The organism is Iodidimonas nitroreducens (assembly GCA_000710935.1).
GTDB classification, from domain to species: Bacteria; Pseudomonadota; Alphaproteobacteria; order Sphingomonadales; family Rhodothalassiaceae; genus Iodidimonas; species Iodidimonas nitroreducens.
In genome coordinates, this window is record BAYV01000004.1 from 52,550 (window position 1) to 78,032 (window position 25,483).

Annotated in this window: 20 protein-coding genes; 17 read left to right on the forward strand and 3 right to left on the reverse strand. The window is 57.1% G+C overall.

What is annotated here, in order from left to right; translation table 11 throughout:
• Positions 1–20: 20 nt before the first annotated feature.
• The 12 genes from AQ1_RS01415 (at position 21) to AQ1_RS01470 (ending at position 11,187) form a co-directional block, all read left to right on the forward strand.
• Positions 21–707, forward strand: coding sequence for a site-2 protease family protein (locus AQ1_RS01415; protein WP_042083265.1), 687 nt, complete (start codon positions 21–23; stop codon positions 705–707).
• A complete protein-coding gene (locus AQ1_RS01420) occupies positions 704–1,519 on the forward strand; it encodes a segregation and condensation protein A (RefSeq protein WP_042083266.1) in 816 nt (271 codons plus the stop codon). The genes AQ1_RS01415 and AQ1_RS01420 overlap by 4 nt, the downstream gene beginning before the upstream one ends.
• A gap of 9 nt (positions 1,520–1,528) precedes the next feature.
• On the forward strand, positions 1,529–2,251 hold the full coding sequence (gene scpB / locus AQ1_RS01425; protein WP_042083268.1) for an SMC-Scp complex subunit ScpB: 723 nt from the start codon (positions 1,529–1,531) through the stop codon (positions 2,249–2,251).
• Positions 2,248–3,291 (forward strand): ABC transporter ATP-binding protein, encoded by a 1,044-nt coding sequence (locus AQ1_RS01430; protein WP_042083269.1) that lies wholly within the window; start codon positions 2,248–2,250, stop codon positions 3,289–3,291. Before scpB ends, AQ1_RS01430 begins: the two co-directional genes overlap by 4 nt.
• Before the next feature lie 175 nt (positions 3,292–3,466).
• Positions 3,467–3,766, forward strand: coding sequence for a twin-arginine translocase TatA/TatE family subunit (tatA, locus tag AQ1_RS01435; RefSeq protein WP_042083270.1), 300 nt, complete (start codon positions 3,467–3,469; stop codon positions 3,764–3,766).
• 82 nt (positions 3,767–3,848) lie between these two features.
• Positions 3,849–4,403, forward strand: a complete 555-nt coding sequence (gene tatB / locus AQ1_RS14325; protein ID WP_052370716.1) for a Sec-independent protein translocase protein TatB — start codon at positions 3,849–3,851, stop codon at positions 4,401–4,403.
• Positions 4,396–5,238, forward strand: a complete 843-nt coding sequence (gene tatC / locus AQ1_RS01445; RefSeq protein WP_313979197.1) for a twin-arginine translocase subunit TatC — start codon at positions 4,396–4,398, stop codon at positions 5,236–5,238. The genes tatB and tatC overlap by 8 nt, the downstream gene beginning before the upstream one ends.
• A 60-nt stretch (positions 5,239–5,298) precedes the next feature.
• Positions 5,299–6,570 (forward strand): serine--tRNA ligase, encoded by a 1,272-nt coding sequence (gene serS, locus AQ1_RS01450; protein WP_042083271.1) that lies wholly within the window; start codon positions 5,299–5,301, stop codon positions 6,568–6,570.
• Positions 6,567–7,355, forward strand: a complete 789-nt coding sequence (gene surE, locus AQ1_RS01455; RefSeq protein ID WP_042083274.1) for a 5'/3'-nucleotidase SurE — start codon at positions 6,567–6,569, stop codon at positions 7,353–7,355. The genes serS and surE overlap by 4 nt, the downstream gene beginning before the upstream one ends.
• 120 nt (positions 7,356–7,475) lie before the next feature.
• Positions 7,476–8,510: a YncE family protein gene (locus tag AQ1_RS01460; protein WP_161760367.1), complete on the forward strand. Its 1,035-nt coding sequence runs from the start codon at positions 7,476–7,478 to the stop codon at positions 8,508–8,510.
• Positions 8,507–10,678, forward strand: a complete 2,172-nt coding sequence (locus AQ1_RS01465; RefSeq protein ID WP_052370717.1) for a penicillin acylase family protein — start codon at positions 8,507–8,509, stop codon at positions 10,676–10,678. The genes AQ1_RS01460 and AQ1_RS01465 overlap by 4 nt, the downstream gene beginning before the upstream one ends.
• The gene (locus AQ1_RS01470) at positions 10,678–11,187 is read left to right on the forward strand and encodes a hypothetical protein (protein ID WP_042083278.1); all 510 of its coding nucleotides are present in this window, start codon (positions 10,678–10,680) and stop codon (positions 11,185–11,187) included. The genes AQ1_RS01465 and AQ1_RS01470 overlap by 1 nt, the downstream gene beginning before the upstream one ends.
• Positions 11,188–11,195: 8 nt before the next feature.
• Here the strand turns inward: AQ1_RS01470 and moaB are convergent, their stop codons facing one another.
• From moaB to AQ1_RS01485, 3 genes are read right to left on the reverse strand one after another with little or no spacing between them, the layout of a single operon-like run.
• Positions 11,196–11,726 carry a molybdenum cofactor biosynthesis protein B gene (gene moaB / locus AQ1_RS01475; protein WP_042083281.1) on the reverse strand — a complete coding sequence of 177 codons (531 nt, stop codon included), beginning with the start codon at positions 11,724–11,726 and terminating at the stop codon, positions 11,196–11,198.
• Positions 11,713–13,614, reverse strand: coding sequence for a lytic transglycosylase domain-containing protein (locus tag AQ1_RS01480; RefSeq protein WP_081836981.1), 1,902 nt, complete (start codon positions 13,612–13,614; stop codon positions 11,713–11,715). Before AQ1_RS01480 ends, moaB begins: the two co-directional genes overlap by 14 nt.
• Entirely contained in the window at positions 13,611–14,534 is a 924-nt protein-coding gene (locus tag AQ1_RS01485) for a uracil-DNA glycosylase (protein ID WP_042083284.1), read from the reverse strand. Before AQ1_RS01485 ends, AQ1_RS01480 begins: the two co-directional genes overlap by 4 nt.
• A gap of 206 nt (positions 14,535–14,740) precedes the next feature.
• On the opposite strand from AQ1_RS01485, the gene AQ1_RS01490 reads away from it, so the two are divergent.
• The 5 genes from AQ1_RS01490 to AQ1_RS14335 all read left to right on the forward strand — a co-directional run bounded on the left by AQ1_RS01490 (position 14,741) and on the right by AQ1_RS14335 (position 25,363).
• Positions 14,741–16,453 carry an electron transfer flavoprotein-ubiquinone oxidoreductase gene (locus tag AQ1_RS01490; protein WP_462686901.1) on the forward strand — a complete coding sequence of 571 codons (1,713 nt, stop codon included), beginning with the start codon at positions 14,741–14,743 and terminating at the stop codon, positions 16,451–16,453.
• Between the two features lie 106 nt (positions 16,454–16,559).
• On the forward strand, positions 16,560–18,362 hold the full coding sequence (locus AQ1_RS01495; RefSeq protein WP_081836982.1) for a tetratricopeptide repeat protein: 1,803 nt from the start codon (positions 16,560–16,562) through the stop codon (positions 18,360–18,362).
• Positions 18,363–18,378: 16 nt separating this feature from the next.
• Positions 18,379–19,293 carry a 4-(cytidine 5'-diphospho)-2-C-methyl-D-erythritol kinase gene (locus AQ1_RS01500; protein WP_052370724.1) on the forward strand — a complete coding sequence of 305 codons (915 nt, stop codon included), beginning with the start codon at positions 18,379–18,381 and terminating at the stop codon, positions 19,291–19,293.
• 135 nt (positions 19,294–19,428) lie between these two features.
• Positions 19,429–22,410, forward strand: a complete 2,982-nt coding sequence (locus AQ1_RS14330) for an SLBB domain-containing protein (RefSeq protein ID WP_052370726.1) — start codon at positions 19,429–19,431, stop codon at positions 22,408–22,410.
• 16 nt (positions 22,411–22,426) lie between these two features.
• Positions 22,427–25,363: a YjbH domain-containing protein gene (locus AQ1_RS14335; protein ID WP_052370730.1), complete on the forward strand. Its 2,937-nt coding sequence runs from the start codon at positions 22,427–22,429 to the stop codon at positions 25,361–25,363.
• The last annotated feature ends 120 nt before the right edge of the window (positions 25,364–25,483 follow it).

Sequence of the window (25,483 nt, forward strand, 5' to 3'; positions counted from 1 at the left end):
ATGGCAAAGGATCGGATGTGATGGAATTTGGCGAGATCATCGCCCGTATTGCCGTGTGGGTTTTGCCGGTGTTGCTGGCCATTACCCTTCATGAAGCGGCCCATGGCTATGTGGCCTTATTGAATGGCGATGATACCGCCAAGCGGGCCGGGCGGGTTTCGGCCAATCCTTTGGTGCATATCGATCCCTTTGGCACGGTCTTGCTGCCCTTGATCCTGATCGTTCTGACCGGCTTTGCTTTTGGCTATGCAAAGCCGGTTCCGGTGGATTTTGGCCGTCTGCGCCATCCGCGCCGGGATATGATTTTGGTGGCTTTGGCGGGGCCGGGGGCCAATCTTGTGATGGCCATCATAGCGGCGGTGCTGTTGCCGGTGGCGGGGGGCATCGGGGGCGGCTTTGGCAATTGGCTGCTCAACATGCTGCATGTGATGGTGTTTTTCAATTGCCTGATCGCCATTTTCAATATGCTGCCCATCCCCCCCCTTGATGGCGGGCGGGTGATGGTGGGGCTTTTGCCTTATGCCTTGGCCTGGCGCTATGCGCAGCTTGAACGCTTTGGCCTTTTCATCGTGGTGGGGGGGCTGTTTTTACTGCCCATGCTCACCCGGCAATTGGGGCTGGATTTCGATCCGGGGCGCACGCTTTTGCTGGTACCCAGCCAATGGCTTTATGATGGGCTTTTGGCGACCATCAGGATGGGATTATGAGTTCCTATCCCCCATCGGATGAGAAGGCCCCGCGCCCGCCATCGGGCGACAGGGCGGATGATGGGGATGAGGCGCTTGTTCTTGATGTTGAAGGATTTGAGGGCCCGCTTGATGTTCTGCTGCTTTTGGCGCGCAGTCAAAAGCTTGATCTGGCCAAAATCTCGATCCTTGATCTGGTGGAACAATATCTGGCCTTTATGGCCCGGGCGCGGCGTTTGCGGCTGGAATTGGCGGCGGATTATCTGGTGATGGCAGCGTGGCTTGCCTATTTGAAATCACGGCTTTTATTGCCTCGCCATGATGATGAAGACGAGCCAAGCGCCGAAGAGATGGCCCTGCGCCTTCAGATGCGCCTGCAAAGGCTGGATGCCATGCGCGAAGCCGGAGCGGCCCTGATGGGGCACGACAGGCTGGGCCGTGATGTGCATCCCCGGGGCGCCCCCGAAGGGCTGCGGGTGGATCGTCATGCCCTTTATGATCTGAGCTTTTATGATCTTTTGCGCGCTTATGCCGATCTTTCGGTGCGCGCCACGGTGCACTCCATTCATATCCCAAGGCGCCCGGTTTATTCTTTGGAAGAGGCGATCAAGCGGCTGAATGATCTGATGGGCAGTGCTTTCAATTGGACAACTTTGCGCGATTTTTTGCCGCAGAATATTGATGATCCGCGCTTGCGCCGGTCGGCTTTGGCCAGCATGTTTGTGGCAAGCCTTGAACTGGCCCGCACGGGTCAGGCCGAATTGCAGCAGATGGAGCCTTATGGCCCGCTTTATCTGCGCCGCCCCGCCCATAGCCCCATATTTGATCGCTGATATGCCGATATGATGACGGAAAAGCCGCAATCTGAAACCGAGGATGCGCCATCGCCCGATATTTTGCGGATGGTGGAAGCGCTGATTTTTGCCGCCGAGCATCCCTTGAATGTGCAGCAATTACAAGATCGCTTGCCTGCCGGAACGGTGATGGATGCGGTGGAGCAGGCTTTGGCCGTGTTGCAGGCAAGCTATCGCGGGCATGGGATCAGTCTGGAGCAGGTGGGCGGCGGCTATCAGTTTCGCACGGCATCCGATCTTGCCTTTTTGCTGCGTCAGGATGTATCCGAACCGCGCAAATTATCGCGGGCGGCGGTGGAAACTCTGGCGATCATTGCCTATCATCAGCCGGTGACCCGGGCGGATATCGAGGATATAAGGGGCGTTGGCCTGTCGCGGGGCACTTTGGATGTTTTGCTGGAAGCGGGATGGGTGCGGCCCCGGGGGCGTCGGCGCTCCCCCGGTCGGCCTTTGATGTTTGGCACCAGCGATGCCTTTCTCACCCATTTTGGCCTCGGGTCGATTGATGATCTGCCCGGATTGGCGGAATTGAAGGCGGCGGGCCTGCTCGATAGTGTTGATGATGCTTTGGCGCGATTGGAAGCATCCGCCCGCGAAGACGCGGCGATGGCGCCGGATGATGAGGGGGATGGGCAAACCGATCTTGAGGAGGTGATCGCCCGTCATGCTGCGAAAAACGGCGATCCCGACCTTGCGGAGGATGAGGAATGAGCTTCGCCCTTGATCTTCATGGCTTGGGTTTTGCCTATGATGGCCGGGATGTGGTGCTCGATGTCTCCTTTTCCGTGGCAGCGGGTGAGATTGTGTGTTTGCTCGGGCCCTCGGGTTGTGGGAAAACCACCACCTTGCGGATTGCGGCGGGGCTGGAACGGCCAGGCCGAGGATCTGTTTATGTGGGTGGCAGGCAGGTGGCAGGCCCCGGGGTGCACGAACCCCCCGAACGGCGCCATATCGGTTTGGTGCTTCAGGATTTTGCGCTGTTTCCGCATCTGACCGTGGCCGATAATGTTGCCTTTGGTTTGAAAAAAATGAGCCGGAGCGACCGGCAGGCGGTGGTGTACGAGCTTTTGGCGCAGGTGGGACTGCTTGATGAGGCCAAAGCCTGGCCCCATCAATTATCGGGGGGGCAACAACAGCGCGTGGCCCTGATCCGGGCTTTGGCCCCGCGTCCCCATGTGATGCTGATGGACGAGCCTTTCTCGGGCCTTGATGTCACCTTGCGTGCCGATGTGCGCCAGCGCGCGGTTGAGGTTTTGAAAAGCCGTGCGGTGCCCACCCTGATCGTGACCCATGATCCCGATGAAGCCTTGGCGGTGGCGGATCGCATCCTGATCATGCGTGATGGGCAGATCGTGCAATCGGGAACGCCGGAAGAGGTGTATCTCAATCCCGTCGATCCTTTCGTGATGAATTTTTTCGGGGCGCCGAATCGGCTGGCAGGCACCGTGCGCAATGGCTGTGTTCGCACCTTGTTTGGCGATCTTGATGCTAAGGGATTGCAAGACGGGGCCAATGTCTCGATTTATTTCAGGGGGCAGGCCCTGCACGTTTCCCAAAGCCCTGAAGCCCTGATCATGCGGGTGAAAGACGCCCGGCTTTTGGGCCCTGTGCAAAGGCTTGTCCTTGAAACGCCACAGGTTGATACACATTTCATCATGGTACAATCTCGGCAGGATGCCCTGAAAATTGGGGATGACGTCAGGATTTCAGCAAATCTCAATCATTTTCAACTATTCCTTCAACAGCTATGAGTAGAAGAAGCTGTCTTATGCTATAGTGCGTGCATTGCATCGGACCTTGAATATCGCCATGATGCCATAAATCGTCATCATGTATTTGCGATGATGCGTAGCTTGCGGTTAGTTTTGCGCAATGAGATGAAGATCACCCCCATCCTTTCGGACGGCGGACAACAGGAGAGTGAAAATGAGTATCGGTTTTTGGCAAATCGCCCTGATCGCCGTTGTTGTGATCTTGCTGTTTGGCCGTGGTAAGATTTCTGATCTGATGGGCGATGTAGCCAAGGGCATCACCAGTTTCAAAAAAGGCCTGCGCGAGGATGAAGCGGCGGTTGAAAAATCCACCGCTGATGACAGTGATCAGGCAAAGGAGCGCAAAGCGATCGCCGATAAGCGGGCCGTGAAAAGCCAGGCCGGGGTGAATAACGCTGATGCCGCCAGCCAGAATGTGGGTGAGACCGCTGATGGAGCCAGCAAAAGCGCTTGATGTGTTTTGCTGGGAATTTGGCAATGAGTCTCTCTATCTCAGGGCCTGTTCTACCTTGATGCAGCGATGAGAAAGCCTGCCGATGTTTGATATCGCCTGGACTGAAATGCTGGTGATCGCTGTGGTGGCCGTGATCGTTGTGGGTCCGCGTGATCTGCCAAAGGTGATGAAAGCCGTGGGCCAGATGATGTCGAAGGCGCGATCCATGGCAGGCAAATTTCAAAGCGATATGGATGCTTTGGCACGCGAAACCGAGCTTGAGGATCTGCGCAAAAAAGCCCGCGCCTATCAGGCGACCATGAAGGACCCAAAGCGCGAATTAACGCGATTGATCGACCCCACCACCGGTGAGGAGGTCAAAGCCGGGCCGAAAATCTCTGATCTCAAGGTTGGTGGGGATGGCGGCCCCCGGCCTTATCGGGGAAATACCGCCAAAACCGATGCGCCACAAGATGCCGGATCGCAAAACACGCAGAGCGAAGACACCCCATCGCCGATCAACGAATCGCCCAATGATGGATCGTCCAATGGTCAATCACATAAGGACGGATCGCAGGCCGCGCTTGCGGCTGCCGAGCCGATGGCTGCGCCTTTGATAGATGCGCCTGTGCGTGCTGATGAGGTGAGCCGTGGCTGATCGCGAGGCCGCTCCCACCATGAAAGATGATATGGCGATCAAAGATCCGCTGATTGATGATATCGAGGGCGGCAAAATGCCCTTGATGGCACATCTGATGGAATTGCGGTCGCGGTTGATCTGGTCGGTCGTGGGGATTTGTGTGGCTTTTGTCGGCTGCTGGTTCGTCGTTGATCCGATCTATAATTTCCTCACCAAACCTTTAGCGAACGCCCTGATGGGCCATGAAGGGCGGCGGATGATTTTCACCGCCCTTCATGAAGCCTTTTTCACCAAGCTGAAGGTGGCTTTTTTCGGGGCTGTTTTTCTGGCCTTTCCGATCATCGCCATTCAGGTTTGGAAATTTGTTGCCCCCGGCCTTTATAAGCATGAAAAAAAGGCATTTCTGCCCTTTTTGATTGCCACCCCGGTGTTGTTCGTTCTGGGAGCTTCCTTGGTTTATTACCTCATCATCCCCATGGCCTGGGAATTTTTTCTTGGCTTTGAGCAGGCAGGGGGGGATGGTCAGCTTGCCATTCAGTTGGAAGCCAAAGTCAGCGAATATCTGTCTTTGATCATGAAGCTCATTTTGGCATTTGGCTTGTCATTCCAGCTTCCGGTTCTGCTGACCCTGATGGGCCGGGCCGGGCTGATTACCGCTGATGATCTGCGCCAAAAACGCAAATATGCGGTTGTTGCCACCTTTGCCATGGCGGCTTTGATCACCCCGCCCGATCTCATCAGCCAGATCGGGCTTGGCATTCCGATCCTGCTGCTTTACGAGCTATCAATCATCGCCATCGGGATGTCTGCGCGGCGGGCGGCTCGTCAGTCGGAAAAAGCGGCTGAAGACTGAGCTTCAAGGCTGATCCGGCATCCCGATCCGCAATCATGCCAGACGGATGGATAGCTTTTCATGCTTGATATTGCTTTGTTTCGTGATGATCCGCAGATGCTGGATCAAGCCTTTGCCCGCCGTGGCCTTGCCCCCGTGGCGGGTGATCTCGCAGCCCTTGATCAGCGCCGTCGCGCCTTGCTCACCCAATTGCAGGAAGCGCAGGCCGAGCGCAATGAGATATCGAAAGCCATCGGGATCGCCAAACGGCAAGGCGAGGATGCGCACGGGTTGATGGATCAGGTGGCGCAGATCAAGGATAAAATGGCCGCTTTGGAGACGGAAGAGCGGGAACTGGGACAGAGCCTGGAAGAACAGCTTTTGCGCCTGCCCAATCTGCCCCTTGATGATACCCCCGATGGCCGCGATGAAGCCGATAATGTGGAAGTGCGCAAGGTGGGCGACCTGCCAGCCTTCACCTTTGCCCCCAAAGAGCATTATGAATTGGGCGAGGCTTTGGGCCTGATGGATTTTGAGGCGGCGGCACGGATTTCCGGCTCGCGCTTTGTGGTGTTGCGCGGGGCGCTGGCCCGCTTAGAACGGGCCCTGGGGCAGTTCATGCTGGATCTGCAAACCACCGAGCATGGCTATCAGGAAGTGGCCACACCTTTTCTGGTGCGCTCCGATGCCCTGATCGGGACCGGCCAATTACCGAAATTTGCCGAAGATCTCTATCGCGTGGGGGATGAACACTGGCTGATCCCTACTGCCGAGGTGACGCTGACCAATCTGGATCGCGAACAAATCCTTGATGAAGATCAACTCCCCCAAAGGGTAACGGCGCTGACCCCCTGTTTCAGATCGGAAGCCGGGGCCGCCGGGCGCGATACAAGGGGCATTTTGCGACAGCATCAATTCAGCAAGGTGGAACTGGTTTCGATCACCACGCCGGAACAATCGGCGCAGGAATTGGACCGAATGGTCCAATGCGCCGAGGCGGTTTTACAGCGCCTGCATATCCCCTATCGGGTGATGCGTTTGTGCACCGGCGATATGGGATTTTCGGCCCGCGCCACCTATGATATCGAAGCCTGGCTGCCCGGTCAGGATCAATATCGCGAGATTTCGAGCTGTAGCCTGTGCGGTGATTTTCAGGCCCGGCGGATGCGCCTGCGCAGCCGGGCAAAGGGCGAGAAGAAAACTCGTTTCGTGCATACCCTCAATGGATCGGGTCTGGCGGTGGGGCGGCTTTTGATCGCCATTATGGAAAATTACCAGACTGCGGATGGATCGATCCGCATCCCGGATGCCCTTAAACCCTATATGGGGTCAATCGAAAGGATCGCGCCATGAGCCAAGCCATTTCCGCCGAACGCATCCTGATCAGCAATGATGATGGGATCCATGCCACGGGCTTGCGCTATCTCGAAGAGATCGCCCGGGAATTATCCGATGATGTGTGGGTTGTGGCTCCGGATTCCGAGCAATCGGGGGCGGGCCATTCCCTCACTTTAACCGAGCCTTTGCGCCTGCGCCAGATCGATGAAAAGCGCTTTGCGGTGCGCGGCACCCCCACCGATAGCGTGATGCTGGCGGTTAATCATATCATGAAGGATCAGCGCCCAACCCTGTTATTATCCGGCATCAATCGCGGGGCCAATCTGGCCGAGGATGTCACCTATTCAGGGACTGTGGCCGCCGCGATGGAAGGCACTTTGGCGGGCATCCCCTCGATAGCCTTGAGCCAGGCCATCAAGCCGTTCCCCGAACCCACGAATTGGAGTGCGGCGCGCAGCTTTGGCCGCAAGATGATCGAAAAGGTGCTGGCCGAAGGTTGGCCTGCGGAAACGCTCATCAATATCAATTTTCCTTCCATCGATGCCGATGCGGTTCTGGGGGTGAAAATTGCCGAACAGGGCCAAAGGGATCTGGGGCATCTGAAGGTTGAGCAAAGAATGGATATGCGCGGGGTGCCCTATTACTGGTTCCGTTTATCAAGGGAACCGGGCCGCCCCGGACGCGAAACCGATCTGGGGCTGGTGCGCAGCGGCTGGATAGCGATCAGCCCCTTGCATCTCAATCTCACCCATCGCCCTACCTGCGAGGCTATGGGGCCTTTTATCGAGGAAACTTTCTGAAACGGATTTTTATAGAATTATCCACTGTTTGCCTGTGCTTGTGGCTGATGATCGCTGGACAAGCCAAGCCATTGGGGTAATGCTGTGGCCCTGATGGTGCATAAGGCTGGGGGGCAGATCATGCTTCAAATAAAATGGCGGATGCGGATGATCAGCGGTGCGATTCTGGTCCTGCTGGGAAGCCTTTTGGCAGCGGGCCATCCTTCATCGGCGCAAACGCTGGTGGTGGGCAATAAATCTGCCGATACAGTCAGTTTCATCGATTTGAAAACTGGGATCATCAAGGCCACCCGTGCCTCGGGCCATGGCCCCCATGAGGTGGCGATTTCGCCGGATGGGGCGATGGCGGCGGTGGTTGCCTATGGGTCGGCGGCCCGTCCGGGCCATACGGTCAGCCTTTATGATGTGCCCACTGCCACCGCTTTGAAGGTGATCGATCTTACCCCCCATAGCCGCCCCCATGGGCTGGCTTTTTCGGCGGATGGCAGCCGCCTTTTGATCACCACCGAGGGCAGTGGCGCTTTGATTGTGGTGAATATCGAAAGCGGCAAGGTGGTGCAAAGCATTGAAACCGGTCAGCAGGTCTCGCATATGCTGGCGGTGAGCGAAGATGGCACGCGGGCTTATGTGGCCAATATCGGCTCGGGGTCTTATTGCGTCATTGATCTGGTGGCGGGCACGGTTGTGCGCACGGTTTTATCCGGCCCGGAAAGCGAGGGCATCGCCCTTGGCCCTGATGAGAATGAGCTTTGGGTGTCCAGTCGAACGGATAACAGCGTTTCGATTTTCGATACGCAAACGCATGAGGTTCTTGCCACCATCAAAACCGGGCGGATGCCGATCCGGGTGGCGGTGCATCCGGATGGCCGCCATGCCATCACCACCAATGCCCGGGATGGCACCATCAGCCTGATCGATTATGCCACCCGCGCGGTGATTAAAACCATCGCCCTGCAATCGGCCAAAGGCGGGGAAACCGTGCCGGTTACGGCGATTTTCTCACCCGATGGTCAGCGGCTTTATGTGGCGATGACCAATGCATCGGAAATTGCGGTGATTGATGCCAAAAGCTGGCAACAAATCGGTCGCCTGCCTGCGGGCGAAGGATCGGATGGCCTGGGCTGGTCGCCCTTATCATTGAAAGTGGATGCATGAAGGCGATGATAGGGCAAAAAGCCCGGCGCATTCTGGTCGTCGTGACCCTTCTTGGGCTTGTGGTTTTATCAGGGCTTTTGATCCTCAGCTATCAGCCGGGCGGTGATTTTGATGCGGCGGCCGCTAAAAAAGTGGCCCAAAGCTATGATGCTGACATCATCCGGGATGATTTCGGGGTACCAAGTATCAAAGGCCCCCGTGATGCCGATGTGGCTTTTGGTTTGGGCTATGCCCATGCGCAAGATGATTGGGAAACCATCGAGACCGTTTTGCTGATGGCGCGGGGTGCTTTGGCCCTGCGCGATGGGGCAGCGGCGGCACCCAGCGATTATCTGGTTCGGTTACTGCGGGTGGATGAAACAGTGGCGGCCGGATATGAACGCGATCTGTCGCCTGCCATCCGGGCCGTTGTTGAAGCCTATGCTGCGGGCATCAATGCCTATGCCGCCGATCATCCCGGTCGCTTCAGTTCCTATGCCCTGCCGGCCAGCGGGCGGGATGTGGTGGCGGGTTTCGTGTTTCGCGCGCCTTTTTTCTATGGCCTTGAAGGGATCATTAAAGACGCGATGCGCGCGGATGCAGGCACAGCCGGGGGCGAGAAGATATCGGCGCTCAATCGATCCTTACAGCAGGTTCTCCATCTTACGGGTGGGGTGCATCTGGGCTCCAATGCCTTTGCGGTGGCGCCTTCGCGCAGCAGTGATGGCAAAACCCGGCTGATGATCAATTCCCATCAGCCCTATACCGGCCCGGTGGCATGGTATGAAGCGCGGCTGCAATCGGGCGAAGGCTGGGCAAGCGCGGGGGCGCTGTTTCCCGGATCGCCGGTGATTTTGGTGGGCCATAATCGCGATCTGGGCTGGGCGCATACGGTGAATGAGCCTGATCTGGTCGATTTCTATCAGCTTGAGGTCGATGATCCCGAAGACCCCACGGCCTATCGCTATGATGGCGGCTGGCGTGATTTCGAGCGTGGCACGGCCCGCATCCCGGTGCATCTGTGGGGGCCTTTTGCCTGGACCGTGAAGCGCCCTTTATTATGGAGCGTGCATGGCCCGGTTCTGGAAACGCCATCGGGTTTTAAGGCGATGGCCTATGCCGGGGCGGGGGATGTGCGGGCGGTAGAACAATGGTACCGCATGAATAAGGCTGGCAGCATGGATCAATGGATGGATGCCATGGCCATGCAGGCGGTGCCCAGCCTCAATACGGTTTATGCGGATCGTGCGGGCAATATCGCCTTCATCTATAATGCCGCAATTCCTGATCGCAAACCCGGCCCGGATTATAGCAAAATCCTGCCCGGTGATGATCCCGATCTGCTTTGGCGGGGCCGCTTGCCTTTTGCCGCGGTGCCCAAATTGATCAACCCCGATGCGGGCTATCTGATCAGCGCCAATGGCACGCCTTTGCGCGCCACGGCGGGGGAAAATGATCTGGGCCGCAATGCCATCCCCCCCACTTTGACGGTGGAGAAGCATCTCACCAATCGGGCTTTGCGCGCGCTCGCCCTGTTCGATGCCGATCCGGCGATCAGCCATGAAGATATTCTGCGCATCAAATATGATCAAAGCTATGCCCCCACGTCGAATATGGTTCGCTTTGTCAAATATATCGAACGCCTTGATTTTCGGGATGATCCCTTCATGGCCAAGGCTCAGGATGTTGTGCTATCATGGGATAATACGGCCGAGCCTGAAAGTACGGCGGCGGCTCTGATCATTCTCAGCACCCTCAAAGCCATCCATGGCTTTGCATTCAATGGCTGGGATATGGACCCGGCTTTGGCCTTGCGGCAAACGGCGGATGAACTGATCGCCCATCATGGCGGGCTGCAGGTGCCTTGGGGCGCTATCAACAAGATCCGCCGTGGGTCGCAGAGGATGACGCTGGGCGGTGGGCCGGATGCTTTGCGGGCGGTGTATGGCGGGCGATCCCTTGGTGAGGATGGCACATTGGATGCGATGGCGGGCGATAGCTATATTCAGCTTGTGGAATGGGATCAGGAAGGGGCTGTGCGCTCTTTTTCGGTGCATCAATTCGGGTCTGCGACCCTTGATCAGGGGTCGCCCCATTATGCCGATCAGCTCCCCATTTTTGTGGCGGAAAGATTTCGGCCCGATGTCTTTCAATTCGAGCCCCACTTTAGCGATGGATCAATGAATTAATGGCAGATCATGAAGGCAGCGGACAGGACCCGGTTCCGACATCCGTGGCCAGCATTCTGGCCGGGCCGGGATTGATCCGTCAGCCCGCCGTGATCGCTGATCATTTGGATGGCGTGGTTCAGGAGATCGTCACCTCATTGGAGGCCGTGGCCAATTGCCCATCACCGGCTTTCGATCTGCCTCAGGGTTTGGATGATGCCATGCGCCTTGCCCGCTTTTGCGAGGCCTTGGGGGCCATGGGGCCGCCGATCATGGCCGATTATGCCGCCCAATATGCCGCCATCAGCCGCGCCCAACGCTTTCCGCCCGATGCCCATGAAGCGCTTTTCATGGAAAGGGCGATGGTGCTGATTGATTATTTTGTGGAATTGGCGCAGGTCCATGGGGTGGCTTTTGCCTCCCGGGTCGGGCAGATCCCTCCGCCAGTTGTGGAAAAAACCCTGTCATCTTTGCGCTTTGGCCTTTTAAGGGCGCGCGATGATGCCTGGGCGGCGATCCTGCGGTCCTGAAAGCCGGTTCAGCGTTCCTGCAGGCGGGGCATCAATTCCACGAAATTGCACGGGCGAAAGCGATGATCCAATTGATCGCGCAGGATTTTATCCCAGCCATCGCGGCACGCCCCCGTGGAGCCGGGCAGGGCAAATAAATAGGTGCCCCGGCAAACCCCGGCGGTGGCCCGTGATTGAATGGTTGAAGTGCCGATCAGTTGATAGCTCAGCATCCGAAACAGTTCGCCAAAGCCGGGGATGGCTTTTTCATAAAGGGCTTCAAAAGCTTCCGGCGTCACATCGCGGCCGGTGACCCCCGTGCCGCCGGTGGCGATGATCACATCCACATCACCGGCATCAATCCACTGGTTGAGTTGCTTTTGAATGCGGGCGATTTCATCGGCACAGATCGCCCGCCCGGCCAGCCGATGGCCTGCGCTTTGTAATCGCTCGACCAAAAGATCACCCGAACCATCGGTTTCAGGGGTGCGGCTGTCTGAAATGGTCAAAACAGCGATGGAAACGGGGATGAAGGGGCGGCTTTCGTCAATTCCGGGCATAGTGGGTGCTTTCTTCTCTTGGGGTCATATCTTTGGATTGCCCGGCGCTTTCGGCGGCAAGCCGATCATCGAGCCGTTCCAAAAGCGGCCAGGCCCCGGATGCCACCGCATCAAGGCCGGGGGTGGGCTGGCCTAATTGCATCCGATAAAGCCACAGATTGGCAGCGATTCGCCCGATATAATCGCGGGTTTCCCGTGATGGCAGGGATTCGATGAACAGCAAGGGATCATTTTTATAATCGATGCTTTGGCGCCAGCGCGCCAGATTGCCCGGACCGGCATTATAGGCCCCCGCCAGCATGAACAGATTGCCTTCCACCACCGGCAGACTTGCCAGATGCTCAATATATTGCTGGCCCAAAGCCATATTGAAATCCGGGTCATAAAGGCGGCTTTGCTGCCAGCGCAAAGAGGCATCGCCGGAAATGAAACTGGCCGTGGCGGGCATCACCTGCATCAGCCCCGAAGCCCCCATGCCGGATCGGGCGCGGATGGAAAATTGCGATTCCTGACGCATGATGGCAAAAATCAGAGCGCGATCGATGCTGAAGCCGCCATCGGGGGTCCAATCGGGCAGGGGATAATGCAAGGCAAGGGATAGATCCGCATCCCCGAGCGCCCGGGCCACCCGCAATTGGCTGGCCGGCAGGCCCAAATGGGCTGCCAAAGCCGCCAAGGCGGGCCAATCTGTGCGATCCGTGCGGCCCAGAACGGCGCGCATTTCTTCATCGGCTTTTTGGCTTTCCCCGATCTGTGCGAGCGCGATGGCGCGCCGGATGGCGGGATTTTTGCCATCATTGGCCAAAAATTGAGCGGGCAAAACAGGTGCGTCCCAATTTTGCGGCGGGCGCATTCCCAATTGCCTTTGGGCGATCAACCCATAAAAGCTTTCGCCATTTTGGGCTGCCAAGTGCAGATAGCGGCTCACATCTTCGGGCTTGCCGCACAAAAATGAAGACCGTGCGGCCCAATAGGCCCCCCCGGCCCGCCGCCAAGCCCCCATCATAGGGGATTGGGCCAGACCGGAAAAAAGCTGGGTGGCCGCAGCGCAATCACCTAGGCGGAAGGCGGCGAGCCCCCCATACCAGCGCGCATCGCCGGAAAATTCAGGTGAAATCGCTATGGCGCGCAAGGCGAAAAGCCGGGCTTTGTGATCAAGACCTTCAAAAAAATAGGCAAAAGCCACATCGCCCAAGGCCCCGGCTTCTTCGGAGGGGGTGAGAAGATGCAGGCGCTCGATCGCCCAATAGCGCTTTTCGGCGCGATCTCCATTGCGACGACGTTTTTCCCGGGCGATCTGCTTCAACGCTTCTTTCACCTGCCACAGTTCATCATCGGAACGGCGGGGCGGCGGGGGGGGCGCTTCGCGCTTTTGGGCAGCCCCCCAGAGTCCTTTGATCGGCAGGGGTTTGGGCGGCGGGGCGGCTTTTCCCTGACGTTTTTTGGCGAGGGCATAAAGCCTTTGAGCCCCGGGGTGATCACGATAGTTGATCAGCCAGTCTTTCAATTCCTGATAGCGTGATCGATAGGCGGTGGGGTGCATATAGCGTTGATAGAGCACATGGCCCATCAGCAAAGGATCATCGAGATCGCGGATGATGGCATCGGCTTTTTTCCATGCGCCATCGGCTTGCAAAGCAAAAATCCGGCGATAGCGCGCCTGATCATCGGGAGATAAAATGGGGGGGATGCGGATTGCGGTGGCAGCAGGCTTGGCTTCATCAGAAAGGGCAGAAGAGGCGGCTGTGGGGCTTTTATTTTCAACCCCATCATCAGCCAGCAGGGATGAAGGGGAAAAACACAGCATTATCAACGCCGCGATGAGGCCCCATTGTCCCAGCCTATGGTGCTTGCGATCCAGTGCGTTCATCGCGGGTGCGAGCCTCATTCGTCCGGCCCATTGAGGGGGGCGTGATTTTTTTCCAGATGCAGGCGAAGCGATAATAAATCCGCCCAAGCGTCGGCTTTCAATCTCGGTTGTTTCAAAAGCATATCGGGGGGCCAGCTTGTGAGCATGGCGAGATCTTTTTGGCTATTTTCCGGGCTATTATCGGGGCCATTTTCGGGTGAAAAAAGCGCATGCGAAAGCTTTTGCCAGCGCCCGCGCAGCTTTGTGATCGTGCGATGATTGTGCGAAAGGGCCGACGCCACAACCCCGCCAAGACAAAGCACGATCTGCGGTTCCACAAGGGCGATATGACGCCACAAAAAGGGCAGGCAATGGGCGATTTCCTTTTCATTGGGGGCGCGATTGCCCGGCGGACGCCACGGCACCAGCATAGCCAGATGCACATCGGTCTGGCGCGATAGGCCAATGGCGGCCAGCATCTGATCAAGCAACTGACCGCCCGGCCCGGAAAAGGGAATGCCGGATCGATCATCCTCGGCCCCGGGGGCATCGCCGATCACCATCAGCCAGGCTTTTGGGGGGCCATCGGCAAAAACCAACGACATCGCCGTGCGCTTCAGGGCGCAGCCTTCATAGCTGGCAAGGGCGGTTTCAAGCGCGCCTAAATTGGCCGCCCCCAAAGCCGCGCTTTGGGCCTCGTCGATCACAAGGGCGGGGGGTTGCCCTGCGGACATTGTTGCCCCGGATGGCCTTGGCGCTGGGCGTGCATCTTCAGGGGGCCGCATATGCCGCGCAATTTCGCTTGCGTGGTGACTTTCGAGGCTGGCGGCAAAGCGATCAATGGGCTGATCTGCGCTGATGTCATCGATACCCGCCTCAAGATACCATGACAGCAAAGCGCTGAGTTCAGCGCGGCTTTTCATGCTTTGAAGATCGGATGTCGGATGATGAGACGGCATTGTGTGGAGGAAATCTTTCAAATGATCATGAAGGTATTTTTGACATGATGGCGTTTATGGCATTTTTCTCAATAAAATTCGATCACGAAAGGGGCGATCATGATAGAAACGAACCTATCCTATTTGACCGGCTGTCATTGATGCGGGCATAAGCTATAAAAGCATCTGTGCTGGTTCTGAAATAAATTGCGGGCCTTGTGGATCTTATGGCTGACGGAGAAAAGGACGAGGATATGGAACGCGACGCCATGGAATTTGATATCGTGATCGTGGGTGCGGGCCCGGCCGGGCTTGCGGCAGCGATCAGATTGCGACAACAGGCGGAAAAAGACGGGCGCGAGCTGAGCGTGTGCGTTCTGGAAAAAGGCTCGGAAGTGGGCGCCCATATCCTGTCGGGGGCCGTGGTTGATCCCATTGCTCTTGATGAATTGATCCCCGATTGGCGGGAGAGCGATTGCCCTTTGCGCCTGGAGGTGAGCTCTAATCATCACTGGATCTTGCGCGAATCCGGCAAGCTATCCATTCCCCATGCGCTTTTACCGCCCTTGATGAACAATAAAGGCTGCTATACGGGCAGTCTGGGCAATCTGTGTCGCTGGCTGGCCGAACGGGCCGAAGCTTTGGGCGTTGAAATCTATCCCGGCTTTGCGGTCGCCGAAGTGCTTTATGATGATAAGGGCGCCGTGCGCGGGGTGGCCACGGGCGATATGGGTGTGGCCCGGGATGGCAGCCATAAGGAAAGCTATCAGCCCGGCATGGAATTGCATGCCCGCTATACTTTTTTTGCCGAAGGCGTGCGCGGATCGCTGACCAAGGGATTGTTTGAAAAATACGATCTGCGCAAGGATTGCGAGCCTCAGACCTATGCCATCGGGATCAAGGAGCTATGGGAAATCGAGCCGGATAAGCATGAACCGGGCAAGGTGATCCATACGCAGGGCTGGCCGCTCAGCGATGTGGCCGGCGGCGGGTTCATTTATCATCAGGACGATCATCAACTGGCCATCGGCTTTGTTGTTGCCCTCGATTATAAAAATCCGTGGCTTTATCCTTTCGAGGAAATGCAGCGCTGGAAACAGCATCCCGCCATCCGCCCCCTGCTGGAAGGGGGACGGCGTATTTCCTATGGCGCCCGGGCGATCAATGAAGGGGGGCTGCAATCCATCCCCCGCCTTGTTTTTCCCGGCGGGGCGCTGATCGGCTGTTCGGCGGGCTTTGTCAATGTGCCGCGCATCAAGGGATCGCATAGCGCCATGAAAAGCGGGATGCTGGCGGCCGATGCGGCCTATGCAGCGCTTGCTGATGAGTCTGTGGCTGATGGGGTGGCGGCTGATGAGGCAACAGCAGGCAAAATGCTGACTGCCTATCCCGAAGCCCTGAAGCAATCATGGATCTGGAAGGATCTGCATCAGGTGCGCAATGCCCGCCCGGCCCTGCATAAATTCGGGGTGACTTTGGGAACGCTTTATTCCGGCCTTGATTTATGGCTCAACAGCATCGGCCTTGGGTTTCTCGTCCCCTGGACCTTCAAGCAGCAGGCCGATCATAGCGCCACGGAAAAAGCGGCTGATCATCAAAAGATCCATTATCCCAAACCCGATGGGGTGATCAGCTTTGATCGCTTGTCCTCGGTTTTTTTATCCAATACCAATCACGAGGAAGATCAGCCCGTGCATTTGCAGTTGAAAGATCCTGATGTGCCCATCAAGATCAATCTGCCGCTTTATGAAGCCCCGGAACAAAGATATTGTCCGGCAGGGGTTTATGAAATCATTGGCCGGGAAGAGGGGCAGGCGCGCCTGCAGATCAATGCGCAAAATTGCGTTCATTGCAAAAGCTGCGATATCAAGGACCCCACACAAAATATCAATTGGGTGGTGCCAGAGGGTGGCGGCGGGCCAAATTATCCCAATATGTAGGCTTGCCATGATGGTGGCAGGGCAGAATGCGCCAATCGGGTACAATAAAATGTGCCATTGCTGTGGATTGTGCTGTGGACTGATGATCCTGATCGGAGAGATGTGAATGTCGTTTATGCGCACCAAAGGGTTGATCCTGGCCACCGTCCTGCTCTCGGGCTGTTCTGTTGCGCAAGAACAGGAAGGCTTTAATTTTGCCAGTGCTCCGCTGGGCGAGGTGGATTTTGGCAGCTATGTTGCAGGCCGCTTTGCCCATCAAACGGGTGATCCCCGGGCCGCTGATTATCTGCTAAGGGCCGCTGATCAGGACCCCGGCAATAGCATGATCTTGAGCCGGGCCTTTATCACGCTGCTCACCGATGGGCGCTTTGATCAGGCAGCTGTGGTGGCCCGCAGGCTTTATGCGCGCGATTCCGATAACAGCCTTGCCACCCTGTTTCTGGCCCTCGATTCCCTCAAAAGCGGGCGCTATAAACAAGCACAAAGCTATATCGATAGCTTGCGCACGGGGGGCTTTGAAATGCTGGTGGCCCCCATTGCGGCGGCCTGGATTCATGCAGCCCTGGGCCAGCGCGATGCTGCGCTCATCGCTCTTCGCCCCCTTGATCAGATGGCCGCTTTAAAGCCTTTTGCGGCGGCCCATCGGGCCTATCTGCTCGATTATCTAAAGCAGGATGATGCGGCGCGGGCCGCTTATCTGGCCGCCCTTGAAGGCACGCAGATGGCCTCTTTGCAGCCGGTTGTTTCCTATGCCGCTTTTTTGCAAGGACGGGGAGAGGGCGACAAGGCTGTTTCGGTGATCGATGAATATTTGAAGGCCTTTACCGATAATGCTTTTCTGCTGAAGGCGCGCGATCAATTGCGCGAGGGTAAAACCCCCGATCGTTTGACCGCGACCCCCGCAGGCGCTGTCAGCCTTGTGATGTTTCGTGCGGCGGGGGAGCTTGATCGCGATGACGCCCATCGTCCGGCCATTGTTTATGCGCGTTTGGCAAGCTTTCTTTCACCCGATATGGATGATGCCCATCTGCGGCTGGCCAATATGCTGGTCGAGGCCGAACTGACGGATTTGGCCCTTAAAGAGCTGAATAAAATCAATAAAAAGGCGAGCGTTTATGAAAATGCTCAGCTTCAGGCCGCCTGGATTCACCATCAAGCGGGTGATCTTGAAAAGGCGGTCGACCTGTTGCAGACCTATCTGGCGATGCGCCCTGAAAGTGCGCAGGCCTGGGCAACATTGGGGGATATCTATCGCAGCAATGAAAAATTCGAGCCTGCGGTGGCCGCCTATACCAAAGCCATTCATCTCAATACCAATGATCCCGATGTCGCCCCGTGGTTTTTATATTTCACGCGCGGGATCGGCTATGAACGCACGGATCAATTCGATAAGGCGGAAGCGGATTTCCTGAAATCGCTGGAGCTTAATCCCGATCAGGCGCAGGTGCTCAATTATCTGGGCTATAGCTGGATCGATCGGGGCATGAATCTGGAACAAGGCACCGAGATGATCGAAAAAGCGGTGGCGCAGCGCCCTAATGATGGCTTTATCATCGATAGTCTGGGCTGGGCCTATTATCTGCGGGGCGATTATAAACAGGCGGTGCGCCATCTGGAACGGGCCGTGATTTTGGAACCATCCGATCCCACATTGAACGATCATCTGGGGGACGCCTATTGGAAAGTGGGCCGCCGCACCGAAGCGCGCTTTCAATGGAACCATGCTTTGGCCTCTGATCCCGAAGCCGATCAGCGGGCACTGATCGAAAAGAAATTGCAGATCGGTCTTGAGCTTGCCCAAAAAGAGCATGAAAAGGATGTGGCCGCCGCACAAACGGACAATGCTGGAACCGTTGCCATGACATCGCCTTCTCTTGGCCCTAAAACATCCGACCAACAACGGCCCTGATGGGAAGTGATATCGGATGATCGACAAGATAAGCGATGTGACCGCTTTTGCGCCCGCCAAAATCAATCTGTTTTTGCATATCACCGGGCGTCGGCATGATGGCTATCATCTGCTCGATAGCCTGTTTGTGTTTCCCGCTCTTTATGATCGTCTTGAGATCAGCGCCCTTGGCCGGGAAGCGGGCGAGAACCATGTTCGCTTGCGCATCGAAGGCCCGATGGCCCAGGCTTTGGCAGGCGAAGCCGATCAGGATAATCTGGTAATCCGTTCCATTCGGCGCTTGCAGGATCATCTGGGGATCAATGGTTCCTATGATGTGCGGCTGATCAAAAACATTCCGGTCGCTGCCGGGGTGGGGGGTGGCTCGGCCGATGCGGCAGCGGCCCTTTTAGCCTGCCTGAAACTGTGGGAACACAGCATCGCAGCGGATGAATTACAGGCCTTGGCCCAAGGATTGGGGGCCGATGTGCCGCCATGCCTGCAAAACCGGCCCGTGCGGGTGGCGGGCATTGGCGAACAGATCAGCCCGGCGGGTGAGGCGCCGCCCTGGGGCGTGATTTTGGCCAATCCCCGTTGCCCGGTGCCAACACCGGATGTGTTTTTGGCCTATAAACAGGCGGCGGGGGCCTTTTCCCCTGCCTTGCCCGCCGGGATCGAATGGCAGGATCTGGATTGGCTGGCGCGGGAAAGCCGCAATGATCTTTATGCTGCGGCTTGTGGGATTGCTCCGGCCATTGGCGATCTGATTGCCGCCCTTGCCACTTTGCCCGGAGCGCGGCTGGCCCGGATGAGCGGATCGGGGGCCACCTGCTTTGCTCTGTTTGATGATGTGGCGCAGGCACTTTTGGCGCGTGAAATTTTGCAGGCCAAAGCGCCGCAATGGTGGTCTTGGGCGGGCGGTTTATGCGATGATCGGGGCGATCATCCATAGGCGAGAGGTGTTTTGGGCTTTTTATATCCGATACGGGCTTGACAGAAAGGCGCATATCTAGATTGTGCAGAGAGCTTTTTGCGGGTGATGGCAGATGAAATCCATCGGATTGTGCGAGGATGTGAGACAGTGAGAATGGATGCGCGGCGATACGCTTTCACGCCTGCCCTCGTGGGGACAAATCCTTTCATCCATCGCCTGGTTGCCGGGATTTTGGGTGTGTTGATCCTGATTGGTGGAGCACAGGCGCAATTGCCCGATGCCGATAGCCTGCGCCGGGCGCTCAATCAGGGGAAATCCCTGACCAGCAGCCCGGTGGAAACCCCATCGGCCCTTGATCTTTCGCGGCAGCTCAAAGGCAATCAGACGAATGATAAGATTGGGCCTGAAGGCGAGCAGCCCTTTCCTGTTGAAGAACCGCTCTCTCCCCTGGAGATGGATTATAACAGGCGGTTGGGGCGGGATTTGCCCGGCGAAATTGAAAGCGAAGAAACCCGGGCCAAAAACCAGCGCCGCAAGCGGCTGGAGCAGGCGCAATTGCAAACCCAGGCATCGCTGCGCCCAATGACCGAACTGGAATTGGAACAGCTCGAAGAGATGCGTGCCGCCAAAGAGCGGGAAAAAGCGCCGCCCATGTTGCGGCAATTTGGCTATGATCTGTTTCGCGATAGCCTGGCGGCATCCGATATGCCAGTCACCGGGCGCTTATCCGATAGCTATATTCTGGGTGTTGGCGATGAAATTGTCGTCACCATGGTGGGGCAAAGTGGCGGCACCATCGTGACCGGGGTGGATCGTGAAGGCCGGATCATCTTGCCGGATTTGGCCCCGATTCCGGCTGCGGGCCGCAGCTTTGGCGATTTTGCCCGGGATGTGCGCCAGCGCGTGGCGCAATCGCTTTTGGGCACGGAAGCATATGTTTCCATCGGGGCTCTGCGTCAGGTCAGTGTCACGGTCATGGGGGAAGTGGACTATCCGGGGCAATATCAGGCGACCAGCCAATCCGATTTGTTGCAGCTGATGGCTTTGGCGGGGGGGATCAAAAAATCGGGTTCCTTGCGTCGGTTGACAGTTTTTCGTGATGGCCAGCGCCTTGAGATTGATCTTTATGATGTTTTTTTCGGCACGGGGGATATCTCCCTTCAGGTCCGCGATGGCGATCGTCTGCTGGTGCCCCTGATCGGCCCCACGGTGGCGGTGGCGGGGGATGTGGTGCGCCCGGCTATATATGAATTGCCGGCAAACCAAATAAAAAGAGCGGATCAAGAGATCGCTGTGGCCGAGGTGCTGCAATTGGCCGGGGGCTCATTGCGGCCCCGGGGCTATAGCATCGATCGCAATCGCATCGGCAATGATGGCTATCAGAATTTTACCAGCACCAGCGCCACGGATCGTGTGGCTGCGGGCGATCTGTATCAGGTTTATCCCCAGCGTCAGGTGCATCTGGGGCGGGTGCAGCTTTTGGGCCATGTGCGCCAGCCCGGTTACAAGCCGTTGAGCGCCGCCCCCACCATCAGCGCTTTGCTGAAAGGGGGCGATGCTCTGAAAATGGCCCCTTATTCGCTTTTTGCCATTGTCGAGACCATCGACGATCTGTCGCAGCAGCTGGTTTATAAGCCGGTTGATCTGGGGCCGATTCTGGCGGGCACTGAAGATGTGGTTTTGCGTGATCAGGATAGTCTGCTGATTTTAGGGCCGCACGAACTGGATTATCTTTCATCTGAAGCGGTGCGCAGTGCCGTTCTCGCCCCGCAATCGGTAACGCCGGATCAATGTGATGCGGTGGTGTCTTTGGCTCGGCGGGCGCGTCAGGCGGATAGTGAGCGCTTGGCGGCGGCGGCGCGTTCCGTGTTCATTGTCGAGGAAGATCGACAGCAACAAGAACAGCAGCAACAGCAGCAGCAACAGCAGCTTCAACAAGGTCAACAGACCCAATTGGGCGCGGTTGGTCAGAATGGCAGCAGAAATCAGGATAATTCAGCGGTGCAGCGGGCGTCTGATTTTTCCTCGGATGAAATCGTTTCGGCCAGCGAATTGGCGCGTTTGGCCGCACAGGCAGCGCAATGCAATGAATTTTTCGATGAACGTCCGGAAATCCTGCCTTTGGCCATTGAATATGCGGTGGTGATGATGGGCGCGGTGCGCCAGCCCGGGCTTTATCCTATTGCCGGATCGGCCTCTTTGCGTGATCTGGTGGCGGCCAGCGGGGGGCTTAGTCTGTCTGCTGATCCCGAACAGATCGAAATTTCCAGCATTCGCAATCGTGAACTGGCGGCACTGGGGGCGACCGAAAGGCGCTATGTGGATCTGCGCAGCGCTTCTTTGGCCAGCATTGATGTGACCCCGGGCAGCACGATCCGTTTTGCATCGCAGCAGGCGACCATGGAAGCCGGCACGGTTTTGCTGTCGGGTGAATTTAAAAGGCCCGGTGTTTATACCATCAAGCGCGGAGAAACCCTGCTTCAGGTGATGACCCGGGCGGGTGGGCTCACGGATCAGGCTTATCCCTTTGGCTCGGTTTTTACCCGGATGCGGGTAAAGCAGGAACAGCAGGAAGGGTTCCGCCGCACCGCGCGCGAACTGAATAATGCTCTGGCTTTGGCCATGCTGCGGGAAAATATTTCCGGCGATGCCCTGACGGCGGCCAATTCTTTGGTCAATTCCTTTGCTACGGTTGAAGCTGCAGGGCGGGTTGTGGTGGAAGCCGATCCCCAGATTTTGCGCCAAAATCCTGAACGTGATCTGGTTTTGGAAACGGGTGATTCCATCTTCATCCCCAAACGGCCCAATTTTGTGCTGACGGCAGGGGATTTGCTTAATCCCGGTGCTCTGCAATTCAGAAGCGGCAAATCCATCGAGGATTATCTGGATGAAGCCGGTGGATTTCAGGAAACCGCTGATAAAAACCGGGTGTTTATCGTCTTTCCCAATGGGGTGGCGCAGCCGGTTTCACTCTCGCGTTGGTCGCGCAATACATCCATGGTTCCCCCGGGTAGCACTATTGTGGTGCCAAAGGATGTCAATCCCCTCGAAACGCTCAATATCGTGCGGGAAATTTCCGATGTCTTGAGCAATCTGGCGGTGTCTGCGGCCTCTATCGCCGTGATCTCGCGTTGATGTGTGGGGATGCGGGATGGTCTTCAGCCTGAAGGCTATGGGGGCGGTGGTCCTGTTCGGGCTTTTCATGGCCGGTGGCGAAAGCCAGGGGCAAAACTTATCCGGGTTTGATGAGCCCCAACCTTCCACCACGGCTTTTGGCACCACCGGCCTGCTTCAAAGCCCTTCGGCACGCTTTTCAAAGCCGGGCACTGTTGAATTGGGCGGTTTTTTTGTCGAGCCTTATCGCGGCTTTACGATCCGGGCGCAGCCTCTGCCCTGGCTGGAGGCGAATTTCCGAGTCACCGATATCACCAATATTGCCAAGAATGGCACGGTTTTGCCTTTGGGCCAGATATCCTTTCTGGAGGATCTGTTTTCGTTGAAAGGGGGGGGCACCCGGCGGCAGCGCGGCTTTGATCTGAAAATTCGCCTGCTTCAGGAAGGGGATTTCTTGCCGGCTGTGGCGGTGGGCGGGCAGGATCTGTTTGGCGATGCGGATTTTGGCGGGGAATATCTGGTGGCCAGCAAGCGCTTTGGCCCTGTGGATATCACTTTTGGCCTTGGCTGGGGCTATTTCGGCAGCCGGGGGCATATCGGCAATCCTCTTGATTCCCTTGATGATGGCTTTCGCCGCCGCAGTTCTGGTGATGTGCGCGGCTCGTTTAATTTCGGCGATTATTTTTCCGGTAATGATCTGGCTTTTTTTGGCGGTGTGGAATGGCACACGCCCCTTGATGGTTTTTCGGTGAAGCTTGATTATAGCGGGGCTGACCCAGAGCGCGCGCCCCTTGGCAGCCGCCTTGATGAGGATTTTCCGGTTAATATGGGGGTGAATTACAGGCCGGTTCATTGGCTTGATATGGCCCTTGGCTTTGAGCGGGGGAATACCCTTTCTGCCCGGATGGCGGTGCGTTTTGATCTGTTTGATCTGCCGCGTTTTTATCCGCGTGATGGGCGCCAAGGAGGCCATCCGGCGGCAGGTGCTCCCTTCCCAAAACCATCGGGGGATGGGGCAACGGTTGCGCCAAAGCCCGCGGCCCCCCATCGGATGACCAATGATCTGGTGCTTGAGCTTTCCGCCTTTTTGCGCCGGGCAGGCCATGATACGGCGCGGATTTCTGTGGATGCCAATGCCGTTTATGTGGCGATCACCTCCCCCATGGCGGGGCTTGGCCCTTTCGATGAACAGGCTTTGGCGACCGCGATTTTTGAGGCGATCCCGTTGGTGATCGATCAGCTTTGGCTGAGCTTCGGCCCGGAAAAGCCCAGCGATTCCCGCCTTTATCAGCGCGATGAGGATCATGGCCGGGCCGCCGGGGCAATGCTGGCGCTAGTGGATGGGCTTTATGGTGCTGATGAAGGATATGCCGCCACGATCCGGCTGGCGGATGGGGTCGCCCTTTATGATCTGTGGGGGGCAGTCAATGGGGATATGGCCTTTGCCAGCGCGCTGGCCGATCCGCTTTTGCTCACCTTGCCCGATGATCTTTATCTGATCAAAATGCGATCTTTTGCGGATGGCTTTGTTGAACGCGATCTTGCGGCCCCAAAAGCTCTGGCCAGTGCCCGCGCGATGATGATGGCGACGGCCGATGCCCCGGTTTCATCGCTCCGTATCGAGGGCCGCACCCGGGCCACCGTGCAGATTGATGCCGCTGATGGCAGCCGGATCGATGGGGCGCTTTTGTCGCAAAGGCTTGATGTGGCGGAAAGCCTTGTTATGGCTTCGGGCTATGATAATCAAACCGCCCTTGAAGCCTTTGCCGCTGATTTTTTTGCCAGAATGGCCCGGGCGGGGATCAGGCCGCGATCAGTGGCATGGCTGGATGGCCGCATGACCATCTGGATCGATGGCGGCCCATCGGATTTTGAAATCCAACGGATCGGGCGGATTGCCCGCGATCTGGCACTGCATGGCACGGACCAATTGGAAGCCATCTCGATCCGCCGAGGGGTGGGCCGGCATGATGCTATCGATGTGCAGCTTTTGCGCCGGGATGTGGTGCGGGCTGTGGCGGGACGCGGCTCGGCTGAGGAAATCTGGCTCACTTCGGCCATCGAGATGGAGCCCGCGCCCCTGCCGGACAAAACCCTGAGGGTGGAGAATGACAAGGCCAGCCCCTTTCTGGAATGGGGGGTGGCTCCGGTGCTCATCCAGCATATCGGCGATCAGGAAAGCGGTCCCTGGCTTGCTGATCTTTCTATCGATCTGCTGGCGTCTCTCGATCTTGCGCCGGGGCTGCAATTATCCGGGGCGGTGCGGCGGTTTATTGCGGGCAATCTGGATCAGATCAGCCCGGCTTCATCAAGCAGCGATCTGCCCGTGGTGCGCAGCGATGTAAAGCGCTTCATCGAAAATGGCCGCACATCGATCCCTTATCTGCAGGCCGATTGGCGTGGTGGCTTTGCACCGCATCTTTATGGCCGTGTTTCTGCAGGCATATTCGAGCAGATCTATGCAGGGCTTTCCACCGAATTGCTCTATCGCAATCCCGATGATGGCTGGTCAGTGGGGGGGGAATTGAATTGGCTGAAACGCCGGGATGAAGATCAGCTTTTTGGGCTGGAAGGCCGCGATAGCCTGAGCGGTGAGATCAGCCTTTATCGGGAATGGGCATCCGGCGTGCTGGCGGTGGTGCGGGCCGGGCGGTTTTTGGCAGGAGATTGGGGCGGCACTGTCGATCTTTCGCGGCGTTTTGATAATGGCGTGCGGATCGGCGGCTATCTCGCCCTTTCGGATGGATCGGATCGCGAATTTGGCGGCACATCTCCTGATAAGGGCGTTTATATCACCATTCCCCTTGGTGAATTATGGCCATTTGGTGGCCCGCGTCGCTCTGTGAGCACGGAATTGACAGATTTAGCCCGCGATAGCGCACAAAGATTGCGGCTCAACAGCCGATTATATGATTATGTCGCCGGAATTAACCGCCAGCGGATTGATTCCGATTGGCCGCAGATTGTTAATTAACTAATTGACTTTTGGGCGATATCTTGACAAACCAACCGCTAAGTCAGGATGACGGACCCATCCAGGGATGCATAAACTGCTTTGCACCATCGATGTTTTGAATGTCTTTTATTCATGTGC

Coding starts and splice junctions, on each gene's coding strand:
- AQ1_RS01415 (WP_042083265.1), top strand. CDS start 21: ATGGAATTTGGCGAGATCATCGCCCGTATTGCCGTGTGGGTTTTGCCG.
- AQ1_RS01420 (WP_042083266.1), top strand. CDS start 704: ATGAGTTCCTATCCCCCATCGGATGAGAAGGCCCCGCGCCCGCCATCG.
- scpB (WP_042083268.1), top strand. CDS start 1,529: ATGATGACGGAAAAGCCGCAATCTGAAACCGAGGATGCGCCATCGCCC.
- AQ1_RS01430 (WP_042083269.1), top strand. CDS start 2,248: ATGAGCTTCGCCCTTGATCTTCATGGCTTGGGTTTTGCCTATGATGGC.
- tatA (WP_042083270.1), top strand. CDS start 3,467: ATGAGTATCGGTTTTTGGCAAATCGCCCTGATCGCCGTTGTTGTGATC.
- tatB (WP_052370716.1), top strand. CDS start 3,849: ATGTTTGATATCGCCTGGACTGAAATGCTGGTGATCGCTGTGGTGGCC.
- serS (WP_042083271.1), top strand. CDS start 5,299: ATGCTTGATATTGCTTTGTTTCGTGATGATCCGCAGATGCTGGATCAA.
- surE (WP_042083274.1), top strand. CDS start 6,567: ATGAGCCAAGCCATTTCCGCCGAACGCATCCTGATCAGCAATGATGAT.
- AQ1_RS01460 (WP_161760367.1), top strand. CDS start 7,476: ATGCTTCAAATAAAATGGCGGATGCGGATGATCAGCGGTGCGATTCTG.
- AQ1_RS01465 (WP_052370717.1), top strand. CDS start 8,507: ATGAAGGCGATGATAGGGCAAAAAGCCCGGCGCATTCTGGTCGTCGTG.
- AQ1_RS01470 (WP_042083278.1), top strand. CDS start 10,678: ATGGCAGATCATGAAGGCAGCGGACAGGACCCGGTTCCGACATCCGTG.
- moaB (WP_042083281.1), bottom strand. CDS start 11,726: ATGCCCGGAATTGACGAAAGCCGCCCCTTCATCCCCGTTTCCATCGCT.
- AQ1_RS01480 (WP_081836981.1), bottom strand. CDS start 13,614: ATGAGGCTCGCACCCGCGATGAACGCACTGGATCGCAAGCACCATAGG.
- AQ1_RS01485 (WP_042083284.1), bottom strand. CDS start 14,534: ATGCCGTCTCATCATCCGACATCCGATCTTCAAAGCATGAAAAGCCGC.
- AQ1_RS01490 (WP_462686901.1), top strand. CDS start 14,741: ATGGCTGACGGAGAAAAGGACGAGGATATGGAACGCGACGCCATGGAA.
- AQ1_RS01495 (WP_081836982.1), top strand. CDS start 16,560: ATGTCGTTTATGCGCACCAAAGGGTTGATCCTGGCCACCGTCCTGCTC.
- AQ1_RS01500 (WP_052370724.1), top strand. CDS start 18,379: ATGATCGACAAGATAAGCGATGTGACCGCTTTTGCGCCCGCCAAAATC.
- AQ1_RS14330 (WP_052370726.1), top strand. CDS start 19,429: ATGGATGCGCGGCGATACGCTTTCACGCCTGCCCTCGTGGGGACAAAT.
- AQ1_RS14335 (WP_052370730.1), top strand. CDS start 22,427: ATGGTCTTCAGCCTGAAGGCTATGGGGGCGGTGGTCCTGTTCGGGCTT.